This window comes from Streptomyces sp. NPDC044002, from assembly GCF_056434525.1.
This window is the reverse complement of record NZ_JBWKEZ010000006.1, coordinates 90,398-102,147: the sequence shown is the minus strand read 5'-3', so window position 1 is coordinate 102,147 and position 11,750 is coordinate 90,398. Positions and strand designations below refer to the sequence as shown.

8 protein-coding genes are annotated in these 11,750 nt (G+C 73.3%); 6 read left to right on the top strand and 2 right to left on the bottom strand.

Features of this window, described 5'->3' with window-relative positions:
• The first annotated feature begins 179 nt into the window (after positions 1-179).
• The 3 genes from AC07A6_RS06585 to AC07A6_RS06575 all read left to right on the top strand — a co-directional run bounded on the left by AC07A6_RS06585 (position 180) and on the right by AC07A6_RS06575 (position 3,913).
• Entirely contained in the window at positions 180-1,049 is an 870-nt protein-coding gene (locus tag AC07A6_RS06585) for a M24 family metallopeptidase (RefSeq protein WP_125821761.1), read from the top strand.
• 5 nt (positions 1,050-1,054) lie between these two features.
• The gene (locus AC07A6_RS06580) at positions 1,055-2,827 is read left to right on the top strand and encodes an SDR family oxidoreductase (protein ID WP_478776386.1); all 1,773 of its coding nucleotides are present in this window, start codon (positions 1,055-1,057) and stop codon (positions 2,825-2,827) included.
• Positions 2,828-2,998: 171 nt separating this feature from the next.
• A complete protein-coding gene (locus tag AC07A6_RS06575; protein WP_125813411.1) occupies positions 2,999-3,913 on the top strand; it encodes a MerR family transcriptional regulator in 915 nt (304 codons plus the stop codon).
• 116 nt (positions 3,914-4,029) lie between these two features.
• Here the strand turns inward: AC07A6_RS06575 and AC07A6_RS06570 are convergent, their stop codons facing one another.
• Entirely contained in the window at positions 4,030-4,815 is a 786-nt protein-coding gene (locus AC07A6_RS06570) for an aquaporin (RefSeq protein WP_478776312.1), read from the bottom strand.
• Positions 4,816-4,949: 134 nt separating this feature from the next.
• Here AC07A6_RS06570 and AC07A6_RS06565 point away from each other — a divergent pair, with 134 nt between their 5' ends.
• From AC07A6_RS06565 to AC07A6_RS06555, 3 genes are all read left to right on the top strand, one after another.
• Positions 4,950-5,489 (top strand): RNA 2'-phosphotransferase, encoded by a 540-nt coding sequence (locus AC07A6_RS06565; RefSeq protein ID WP_362456582.1) that lies wholly within the window; start codon positions 4,950-4,952, stop codon positions 5,487-5,489.
• Positions 5,490-5,678: 189 nt separating this feature from the next.
• Positions 5,679-7,604: an HSP90 family protein gene (locus AC07A6_RS06560; RefSeq protein ID WP_478776311.1), complete on the top strand. Its 1,926-nt coding sequence runs from the start codon at positions 5,679-5,681 to the stop codon at positions 7,602-7,604.
• Positions 7,601-10,642: a tetratricopeptide repeat protein gene (locus AC07A6_RS06555; protein ID WP_478776310.1), complete on the top strand. Its 3,042-nt coding sequence runs from the start codon at positions 7,601-7,603 to the stop codon at positions 10,640-10,642. Before AC07A6_RS06560 ends, AC07A6_RS06555 begins: the two co-directional genes overlap by 4 nt.
• 60 nt (positions 10,643-10,702) lie before the next feature.
• Here the strand turns inward: AC07A6_RS06555 and AC07A6_RS06550 are convergent, their stop codons facing one another.
• The gene (locus tag AC07A6_RS06550; protein WP_362456591.1) at positions 10,703-11,605 is read right to left on the bottom strand and encodes an LLM class flavin-dependent oxidoreductase; all 903 of its coding nucleotides are present in this window, start codon (positions 11,603-11,605) and stop codon (positions 10,703-10,705) included.
• Positions 11,606-11,750: the final 145 nt, after the last annotated feature.

Below are 11,750 nucleotides of genomic sequence, written 5' to 3'. Positions count from 1 at the left end.
CGTCAGACCTGGAGCGGGACCGTGTATCCGCCTTGAGGACTACGGACCCTGACGGAAGGCTGATGCCGCCGAAGTTTGTCCACAGGTCCGTGCAGGGGCCTTGACGTGATCTCCGCCCATTGTCACATTCATCAGTGGCAGGTTTCGGGAGCGTTGGGCGACAGGGACGGACGGCCGGCATGACTGGGGACACCAAGCAGCGCACCGCGCACGACTCCGGGCAGCTTTCCGCCGGGCTGCGCGGCTTCAGGGAGGTCCAGCGGCTCGCGTACGAGTGCGCGGAGACCGTGGCGGCGCAGCTGCGCCCGGGAGTGACCGAGCGCGAGGCGGCGCGGATGCAGCGCGACTGGCTGCGCGAGCGCGGGGTGCGGGACTGGTTCCACCTGCCCTTCGCCTGGTTCGGGGACCGTACCGCCTTCGCGAACTTCAAGATCCCCCTCCAGTTCTTCCCGACCTCGCGGCGGCTGGAGCCGGGGATGCCGTTCATCCTCGACATGGCGCCGGTGTACCGGGGCTACGCGGCCGACATCGGCTACTCCGGCAGCCTCGGGCTCAACCCGGTGCAGGACCGGCTGATGTCGGACCTCCGGCCGCACCGGGAGCTGATCCTGGAGCAGGTGCGCGAGCGCCGGCCGCTGCGGGAGATCTACGAGAACGTCGAGCGGCTGATGACCCGCCAGGGGTACGCCAACCGGCACCGTGCCTACCCCTTCGGCGTCATCGCGCACAAGATAGACCGGGTCAAGGAGCGCCGCTGGTCCCCGACCGCGTTCGGCTTCGGCACCCAGTCCCTCAAGGGGCTGGCCTCCGACGCCCTGCACGGGCACCGGGAGGGCTGGTCGCCGCTGTGGAGTCCGTACCACTTCTCCGACCATCCGCCGCAGCCCGGTCTGTGGGCGGTGGAGCCGCACCTGGGCTTCCGGGGCACCGGCGCGAAGTTCGAGGAGATCCTGGTCGTCACCGACTCCCGGGACCCCGAGGAGAGCGCGTTCTGGCTGGACGACGACCTGCCGCACGTGCGGCGCTGGGCTGAGGAGAAGGCGGCATGAGCGGGATGAGCGGGGCGGGTCTGCAGGGCGCGCGCGAGCGCCGGGTGAGCACCGGCGGGATCGAGCTGTGCGTCGTCGAGCTCGGTGAGACGGGCCGGCCGACCGTACTGCTGGTGCACGGGTACCCGGACAGCAAGGAGGTCTGGTCGGAGGTCGCCGAGCGGCTCGCGGACCGGTTCCACGTGGTGCTCTACGACGTACGCGGCCACGGGCGCTCCTCGGCTCCGGTGCCGCTGCGCGGGGGCTTCACCCTGGAGAAGCTGACCGACGACTTCCTGGCCGTGGCGGACGCGGTCAGTCCGGACCGCCCGGTGCACCTGGTCGGTCACGACTGGGGCTCCGTGCAGGGCTGGGAGTTCGCGACGGTGGCCCGGACCGAGGGGCGGATCGCCTCCTTCACCTCCATGTCGGGGCCTTCCCTCGACCACTTCGGGCACTGGATCAAGCAGCGGGTGAGGCGGCCCTCCCCGCGCCGGACCGCCCAGCTGCTGGGCCAGGGCGTCCGGTCCTGGTACGTGGGGATGCTGCACACTCCGGTGCTGCCTGAGCTCGCCTGGCGCGGCCCGCTCGGCAAGCGCTGGCCCAAGCTCATGGAGCGCAGCGAGGGGATCCCGGTCGGCGGGTACCCGACGGCCTCGCTGTCCTCCGACGCGGCGCACGGCGCCTGGCTCTACCGGGACAACGTGCGGGCCAGGATGAGCCGGCCGCGTCCCGACGCGTACGCGCACGTACCGGTGCAGCTGATCGTCCCGACCGGGGACGTCTTCCTGTCCGAGCGGCTCTACGACGACGTGGAGCGCTGGGCGCCGGGACTGGTGCGGCGGACCCTGCCCGCGAAGCACTGGATCCCCAGGACCCGGCCGGACCAGGTGGCGGCGTGGATCGCCGACTTCGTCACGGCCCGCGAGGAGCCTGCCGCGCGGGCGCCGGAGCAGCGCGCTCCGGGCAAGTACGCGGACCGGTTCGGGGGACAGCTGGTGCTGGTCACCGGCGCCGCCAGCGGGATCGGGCGGGCCACCGCGTTCGCGTTCGCCGAGGCCGGGGCCCGGGTCGTCGCGGTGGACCGGGACGCCGAGGGCGCGGCCCGTACGGCCGAGATGGCACGGCTCGTCGGCGCCCCGGAGGCCTGGGGCGAGTGCGTCGACGTCAGTGACGAGCAGGCGATGGAGAAGCTCGCTGCGAAGGTCGCCGCCGAGTACGGGATCGTCGACGTACTGGTCAACAACGCCGGGATCGGCCTCTCGGGGTCCTTCCTGGAGACCGGCTCCGAGGACTGGAAGAAGGTCCTGGACGTCAACCTGTGGGGGGTCGTCCACGGCTGCCGGATCTTCGGGAAGCAGATGGCCGAGCGCGGGCAGGGCGGCCACATCGTCAACACCGCCTCCGCCGCCGCCTACCTGCCTTCCCGGACGCTGCCCGCGTACAGCACCTCGAAAGCCGCGGTGCTGATGCTGAGCGAGTGCCTGCGCGCGGAGCTGGCGTCCAAGTCGATCGGGGTCTCGGCGATCTGCCCGGGCATCGTCAACACCAACATCACGGCCACCTCCCGGTTCGCCGGGGTGGACGCGGCCGAGGAGAAGCGCCGCCAGGAGCGCTCCTCGCGGCTGTACGGGCTGCGCAACTTCCCCCCGGAGAAGGTGGCGGACGCGATCCTGCTGGCCGTGGTGAAGAACCGGGCGGTGGTCCCGGTGACGCCCGAGTCCAAGGCCGCCCTGTGGATGTCCCGCTTCGCGCCGAACGCCCTGCGCCGGATCGCGCGGCTGGAACCCCGGCTGTGATGCCGTGCGACGGCATGCGCGGCACGGCCATACCCGGCTCCTGCCCGCGGTCGTACCATCCCTCGCAGGAGGGCTCGCTGCTCGAGGCGGTCGAGTACCTGGCGGCGTCTCCTGCCGCCCGGACCGCGGCGGGCGCGGTCGGCCGAGCCGCCATGTCGTAGGGAGCCGGGATTGTCCGATCAGGCGGTAGCCGAGTACCGGATCGAGGATCTGGCCCATCACAGCGGGGCGACGGTGCGCACGATCCGGGCGTACCAGGACCGCGGCCTGCTGCCGAAGCCGGAGCGGCGGGGCCGGTCCAACGTCTACCGGGAGACGCACCTGGCACGCCTGCGCCAGATCGCGGACCTGCTGGACCGCGGCTACACCCTGGCCTCCATCAAGGAGCTGCTGGAGGCCTGGGACGCGGGGCGCGGGCTGGGCGGCGTACTCGGTCTGGTCGCCGAGGTGCACGGGCCCTGGACCGACGAGGAGGCCGACCGGATCAGCCGGGAGGACCTCAACGCGCGGTTCGGCGGCCTGCCCGACGACGACGCGGTGGACGAGGCCTGTGAGCTGGGGGTGCTGGAGCGGATCCCCGGCCGCCCGGACGAGTTCCTCGTGCCCTCGCCGCAGGAGCTGGCCGTCGCGGCCGAGCTGTACGCGGCGGGGGTGCCCCTGGGGGCGATCACGGGGCACCTGCGCGAGCTGCGGGGGCAGGTGGAGCACATCGCCTCGCGCTTCCTGGAGTTCACCACCGAGCACGTCTTCGCCCGCTACCTCGGGCAGGTGCCGCCGACCGACGCGGACGCGGCCGAGGCGGCGACGATGGTGCGCAGGCTGCGGCCGCTGGCCCAGCAGACGGTGGACGCCGAGCTGGCCCGGGCGATGCGGCTGTTCGCGACCCGGCACCTCCAGCGCCATCTGGGCGCGCCCGGTGCGGCGCAGCCGACGGGCCCCGCCCCGGTGGCCCTGCCCGCCGGGACGGTACGGGCGGTGCAGGAGCTGGTGGGGCCGGAGCACGTGGCGGAGTTCGTCCGGGCCGCGACGGAGCGGGAGCTCCAGGCCCGGACGATGAACGATCTGGCCAGCCGGCGCGGCCGGTAATGCTCGATCGGTAGTCCACAGGGGGTCCCCGGGGCGAATCGCTCAGATGTCGCCGAAACCCGCCGAAACGGCTGTGGACAACTCCCGTCCGCCTGTGGGCAACACGGGTGGAACGCCTAGACGATGGCCTCGAAGGTGGAGTCCGGGCGGGGGATATCGGCCACGGCGGGCTCCATCTCCGGCTGTCCGGGCCGGGGTGCCCCGGTGTCGCCGTCGCGGTGCTCGCGGCCGTAGAGGAGCACGGCCAGGACGAGTCCGAGGACGCCGCCGAGCAGCTGCGCCGCGACGAACCCGGGCAGCGACTGCGGTGCGATGCCGGTGAAGGAGTCGCTGAAGGCCCGCCCTATGGTGCCGGCGGGGTTGGCGAAGGACCCCGACGAGGTGAACCAGATCGCGGCGGCGATGTACGCGGCGACCGCGGCCGGGATCAGCCTGGGCCGGCCTATGCGGCCGAGGCCCTGGATGACCAGGACCAGTCCGGCGGTGGCGATGATCTCGCCGATCAGCAGGTGGCCCCCGTCGCGGACCTGGGTGGAGAAGGTTCCCGGGGTGCGGCCGAACATCGTCTCCGCCAGTACGGCGCCGCCGATGGCGCCGGTGGTCTGGGCGGCGGCGTACGCGAAGGCCTCACGCGCGTCGAGTCCCTCACCGCCGGTGCGCCGGGCCCACCAGGCGGTGAGGGTGACGACCGGGTTGAGGTGGGCTCCGGAGAGGGGGCCGAACAGGGTGATGATCAGGCCGAGGCCGATCGCGGAGGCGAGCGAGTTGGCGACGAGGGCGACACCGGTGTCGCGGCTGAGGTTCGCGGCCTGGATGCCCGAGCCGATCACCACCACGAGCAGGCCTGCGGTGCCGATGAGCTCGGCAGCCACACGCCGAAGCAGTGAAGCCTTATTTGTCATAGTTTCTCCCTCTGGATAAGTCGTGATGCGGAAAATGTATTCCGTATCTTGGAAAAGCGATAGAGGGGTGATGTGCCCGCCCGAGGGGCGGAAAATCGCTGCCGCGGCGCCCTGCGAGCCGCCAAGCTGGGCACATGGATGACCGACGCACCGTGAAGGTGTCCAAATACGTCTCGAAACACCTGCGACACCAGCCGGAACGGATCGGACTGGTGCTCGACCCCCAGGGCTGGGTGGAGATCGACGATCTCCTGCGGGCCGCCGCTGACCACGGATTCCCGTTCAGCAGGGCCGAACTCGACCACGTGGTCGCCGCCAACGACAAGCAGCGGTTCGCCGTCGACGGCAGCCGCATCCGGGCCAGCCAGGGGCATACCGTCACCGTGGACCTGGGCCTGCCGGAGGCCGAACCGCCCGCGTACCTCTACCACGGCACCGTGGCCGCGGCCCTGGACGCGATCCGCGCCGAGGGCCTGCGCCCCATGGCCCGCCACCACGTGCACCTGTCGCCCGACCGTGAGACGGCGACCCGGGTCGGCGCCCGCCGGGGCCGGCCGGTGGTCCTCGCCGTGGACGCCGCGGCGATGCGCGCGGCCGGGCACGTGTTCCGGGTCAGCGCCAACGGGGTGTGGCTGGCGGACGCCGTACCGCCGGAATTCCTCCGCTTCCAGTGACCGGCCGACGGCCCCGCTCGAAGGCCCGGCCGGGGACGCCGACGGGAACGCCAACGAGGACGCCGACCGGGACGGAATTCACGGAGTGATTGTCGGATCGTCCACCTACGCTGTTCCTCGTTCCGGGATCAGTGAGGGGGGTACCTCGCGATCGCCGACCGACCACGCGAGCAAGCGAGCTGATGCCTGATGACATCCGTGTCCCCGTCCCCGTCCGAATTCCCCGTCGAATCCCCGTCCGAGGCCGCGGTCAACAACTTCCAGGTCGACCTGCGCGGCCTGGTCGACCTGCTCTCCCACCACCTCTATTCCAGCCCCCGCGTCTACGTGCGCGAACTCCTCCAGAACGCCGTGGACGCCGTGACCGCCCGTCACGCGCACGAGCCCGGCGCGGAGGTGCGCATCCGCCTGTCCGCGGCCGCCGGCCGCATCACCATCGAGGACTCCGGCATCGGCCTGACCGCCGCCGAGGCCCACTCCCTCCTCGCCACCATCGGCCGCAGCTCCAAGCGCCGCGGTGAAGGCGCATCCGCCGCCGAACTCCAGGGCCTGGAGAACACCCGCCGGCAGTTCCTGGGCCAGTTCGGCATCGGCCTGCTCGCCTGCTTCGTCGTCGCCCGGCAGATCCGGGTCGTCACCCGGTCCGCCCGCGACCCCCAGGCCGCGCCCGTCGAGTGGCTGGCCACGGACGACGGCTCGTACACCGTGCGCGAACTGCCCCACGACGCCCGTCCCGAGCCCGGCACCACCGTCCACCTGGAAGCCCGCCCGGGCGCCGAGGAGTGGACCGAGCCCGCCCGCGTCGAGCGCCTCGCCCGCGACTACGGCTCCCTGCTCCCCTACCCGATCACCTTCGACGACGGCCTCGGCGGCGCTCCCCGGCCCATCACCGACCGGCCCGCCGTCTGGGACCGGGCCCACCCCACCCCGGCCGCCCGCCGCGTCGCGCTCGCCGGGCACTGCGCGCAGCTCTTCGGCTTCACCCCGCTCGACAGCATCGACCTCGACCTGCCGGTGGCCGGGGTGCGCGGAGTCGCGTACGTGCTTCCGGAACCGACCAGCCCCGCCCACCGGGCCGGCCACCGCGTCCACCTCAAGGGCATGCTGCTCACCGACCAGGCCGACAACCTGCTGCCGGACTGGGCCTTCTTCGTCCGCGCCGTGCTCGACACCGACACCCTGCGGCCCACCGCCTCCCGCGAGAACCTCTACGACGACGAGACGCTCGCCGCCGTACGCGAAGCCCTCGGCGCCCGCATCCGGTCCTGGCTGGCGGAGCTCGCCGCGAGCGAACCGGACCGTCTGGCCGCCTTCCTGAGCGTCCACCACCTCGGCGTGAAGTCCCTCGCCCGGCACGACGCCGAACTGCTCGGCCTCATGCTGCCGTGGCTGCCGTTCGAGACCAGCGACGGCTCGATGAACCTGGAGGAGTTCACGGCGGCCCACTCCGAGATCCACTTCACGCGCACCGTCGAGGAGTTCCGGCAGATCGCCCCGATCGCCGCGGCCCACGGCCTGGGCGTCGTCAACGCCGGCTACACCTACGACGCCGACCTGCTGGCCCTGCTGCCCTCCGTACGCCCCGACCTGAAGGTCACCGAGCTGGACGCGGGAGCGGTCACCGACCGCCTCGACCCGGTCCCCACCACCGTCGAACTCTCCCTCGCCGCGTTCCTCTCCACCGCCCGCACCCGGCTGGAGCCCCAGAGCTGCGACGTGGTGCTGCGGGCCTTCCAGCCCGTGGCCGTCCCCGCGCTGTACCTCGACGACCGCCAGGCCCGCCAGGAGCGCGACCGGACCGCCGCACTCGAGTCCGCCGACTCCCTGTGGAGCGGCATCCTCGGCTCCCTGCGCGGCTCCGGCCCGCGCGCCCGCCTCGTCCTCAACCACAACAACCCGCTGATCCGGCGGATCGCGGGCCTCCCCGACCCGACGCTCGCCGGCACCGCCGTCGAATCGCTGTACGGCCAGGCGCTGCTGATGTCCCAGCGTCCGCTGCGCCCTGCCGATTCGGCCCTGCTCAACCGGGCCTTCCTCGGCCTCCTGGAATGGGCGACCCACCCCGTCGACGCCCCGGCCACCCCGACCGCAGCCTCCGAGGAGGACGAGAAGTGAGCACCCTGACGGCCGACGAGATCCGGCGCGCCCTGCACGAGAACCGGAACCTGCCCCACGGCGCCGCGCGCAACGCCCAGGCCGAGGCGCTGACCGCGGCCGCCGAGGTCTGCGGTGACGCCGGGGTGTACCGGGCGGCGCTGATCAACCAGATCGACTCCTACGAGTACAGCGCCGAGCGGAGCCGCATGGTGGTCCCCTTCGCCCGCCTGCTCCAGGAGTACGACCGCGACCCGTCGGCGTTCGGACCGGGCGACGCCCACTCCCTCTTCTGGCGCTTCAAGTGGGTCTCGGGCCAGATCATCAGCTCCCCCGACGTGCCGATCTCCTCCGTCACCGGCTACCTCGACGACATGGAGAAGCGCTACCGGATCGCCGGCTACAGCGAGCGGGCGGTACGCCAGTCCGAGTACTTCCTGGCCGACGCCACCGGCGACGACGAGCGCGCCGAGCGGGCCATGGCGCAGTGGCGCGCGGCCGACCGCGACCAGATGAGCGACTGCCACGCCTGCGAGACCAACTCCCAGGGCGTCTTCTGGGCGACCAAGGGCGAGCACGCCAAGGCCATCGAGGTCTGGGAGCCCGTGCTGAACGGTGAGCAGACCTGCATGGAGGAACCGCACCGGGTGCTCGCCCGGTCGCTGCTCCCCCTGCTGCGCCTCGGCCGCACCGACGAGGCCCGCTCGCACCACCTGCGCGGCTACCGGATGGCCCGGGGCAAGGAGAGCCTGCTGCGGGCGATCGGCCAGCACATCGAGTTCTGCGCGCTCACGGGCAACGAGGCGCGCGGTGTGGAGATCCTCGCCGAGCACGGGACGCACCTGCGGCCGCTCGTGGACGTCAAGACCCAGCTGGACTTCTACGCCGGGGTCCTGGTCCTGCTCCGGCGCCTGATCGAGCTCGGCCACGGCGGCGATCCGACGGTGGCGTACGAGGGCTCCGCGCACACCGTCGAGGAGCTCCACGGCATCCTGCGCGCCGAAGCCCTGGACATCGCCCGGCGGTTCGACGTGCGCAACGGCACCACCCGGGTCTCCGAGCGGCTCACGGAGCGGCTCTCCCGGGCCCCGCTGGCCGACACGCTGCCCCTCGGCGTGCGCAGTGCCGCGCTTCCGCAGCCGGCCGGGACGGCCCCGGCGGCGGCTCCCGCGCCCGCGCCCGCGCCCGTGCCCGTCAGCGCCGCCGAGTTCAGCGTGCTCGTGGAGCGGGCCCGCGACGCCCGCGACACGGGCCACCCGGGGGCGGACCGGCTCTGGGCGGAGGTCGCCGTACGGGTCTCCGCGCTGCCGGAGCCGGACGTGCACCCGTTGCTGCTCGCCGAGGTCGCCGACCACCGGGCCCTGACGGCCGCGCGGGCCGGGGCACCGGACGCGGCGGAGCTGCTGGCCGCCGTCCGCGACGGCTACCGGGCGCTGGGACAGGCCGAGCGCGCCGCCCTGGCCGAACTGCGGCTGGCGAGCGCGGCCGCGCAGGCCGGGGCCGCGCCGGAGGAGGTCCGCTCACTGCTGGCGGCGGGCCTGCGCGCTGCCGAGGCGCTGGACGCGGCGGAGCCGATGCGGGCCAGGCGGATCGCCGTCGCGGAGCTGTCCGCGCTGCGGCTGGAGCCGTACCTGCGCTCGGCGGAGGCCGCACGGGAACACGGACACGAGAACGAGCACGGCCACGACAACGGCCACGCGCACGGCCACGGCCACGAGCACGAGCACGACCACGGGCTGCTCGTGGCCGAGCTCTCCTCCTTCGTCTCCTCCTACGGGCAGGCCCTCCCGGACCTTGCTTCCGAGGCCGAGGAGCTGCTCGGCCGGCTGGCCCTCTCACAGGGCGACACCGAACGGGCCCTGGAGCTGCTGGCCTCCGCCGCGGACCGGGCGGTCGAAGCGGGCCGGCCGTGGCAGGCGGCGGACCCCCTCGTACTGCGGGCCGGGGTGCTGCTCTCGCTGGGCCGGCCCGAGGAGGCCGAGGCGGCCGCGCGGTCCGGCCTGGAGCACTCCGCCGAGGTGACCGACCCCGAGGAGCAGGGTCTCGTACGCCTCACCCTCGCGGACGTCCTGCTGCGCGGGCGGAGCGCGGTCGCGGAGGCCGCCGAGCACGCCCTCGCGGCGGCGCACTGGTTCGACCAGGCGGGGCTGGCCGCCGACGGCGGGGCCCAGGCCCGGCTGATGCTGGCCCGGGCCTACGCCCGGGACGGCCGGACCGCCGACGCGGCGGAGGTGCTGCAGTCGGCGCTGCCGGACCTGCTGGAGCACGGCGAGGAACAGGCCGTGTCTGCCCGGGACTTCCTGGGGAACCTGTTGCGGGACCTGCGCGAGTCCCGGGCCGCCGCGGAGCAGTTCCTGCTCGCCGCCGACCTGGTCAAGGACTGGGAGGACCCCCGGCCGCAGGCGGGCTTCGCCCAGGCGGCCGCCGACAGCCTCTCCGACGCCGGCCTCGCCGATGAGGCCGTCGCCGCGTACCGGCGCGCTCTGGAGCTGCGCCGGCTGACCGGGGATGCCGTGGTCTCCGAGGTCAGGATCCTGCGTTCGCTGGCCTGGCTGGGAATGCGCGAGGAGGTCACCGAGGAGACCGTGGCAGCGGCCCGGGTCCTGATGGACGAGGCCGCCGGAGTCCTGGAGTCGGCCCTGGCGGCCGACGACTCCGAGGACACGGACCTGCTCTCCGAACTGGCGCAGACCTGGCACCAGCTGGCTCAGGTGCTGGACCGGCTGGTGAGCACCCTCGGCCCCGACCGGGACGGGGAAGGGGAGTCCCCGGCCGGGGACTCCCTGAGCCCGGCCGCCGTCGAGGCGCTGCGGCTGGAGGAGATCGAGTTGTGGGAGCGGGCGGCCGAGCTGTACGCGCGGCTCGGGCTGGAGAACCTCCAGGACCGCTTCCAGTGCCTGAACAACATCGCGTGGACGGAGCACGAGCTGGGCCGGCCGGAGGCGGGCGCCGCCAGGATGTCGGCGCTGCTGGAGGAGGTCGAGACACTGCCCGAGGGCATGGCTCCGGCGTGGGTGGTCCCCCAGGCGCGGCGGATCATCGCGAACCTGACGGCCTGAGCGGCCGTCCGATCCGGCCGGCCCGTCGTGCGACGGGCCGGCCGGGGCCACCGGGGAGGTTCAGCCCTCCAGCTGGGCGAGCGCCTCGGTGGCGATCCGCTCGAAGACCGCCTCGTCGGCGGCGAAGTCGGAGTCCGGGATCGGCGCGTGGATGACCAGCTCGGTGAAGCCCAGCTCTTGGTGGCGGCCGGCGAAGTCCACGAACGCGTCCACGGACTCCAGGATGGCGCCGCGCTCCGGGGTGAAGCCGGTCAGCAGCACCTTCTCGATGGAGCCGGAGTCCCGGCCGATCTCCGCCAGGGCCTTCTCCAGACGCCCGTGCTGGACGCGCAGGGCCGCCAGCGATTCCTCGGGCGTGCCCTCGGCGTGCTTCGGGTCTCCCGCGGTCACCCAGGCCTGGCCGTGGCTCGCCGCGAGCTTCACACCGCGCGGGCCGGTCGCCGCGACGGCGAACGGCAGACGGGGGCGCTGGACGCACCCGGGGATGTTGCGCGCCTCCTCGGCGGAGTAGAACGTGCCGTGGTGGGTGACCGCCGGCTCGGTGAGCAGCCGGTCGAGCAGCGGCACGAACTCCGCGAAGCGGTCCGCCCGCTCGCGCGGGCTCCACTCCTCCTGCCCCAGCGCGGTCGCGTCGAAGCCGTTGCCGCCCGCGCCGATGCCGAGGGTGATGCGGCCGCCCGAGATGTCGTCCAGCGACATCAGCTCCTTGGCCAGGGTCACCGGGTGCCGGAAGTTCGGCGAGGTGACCAGGGTGCCCAGGCGGATCCGCTCGGTGACGGCGGCCGCGGCGGTCAGGGTGGGCACCGCGCCGTACCAGGTCTGGTCGCGGAAACTCCGCCAGCTCAGGTGGTCGTAGGTGTAGGCGGTGTGGAACCCGAGGCGCTCGGCCCGCTCCCACTGGTCGCGGCCTCCCTCGTGCCACGGGCGTACCGGCAGGATCACAGTGCTCAGGCGCAGAGTCATGCCGTCGAGCGTACGGCGGTCCGTGGCCCGTACACCAACCACGCCGTGTCCCTCAGGGCCCGGCTCGGGGGGGGGGGGGGGGGGGGGGGGGGGGGGGGGCAGGCAAACCAAAGACGGAACAAAGAGGGCGATAAAACCGAGGGAG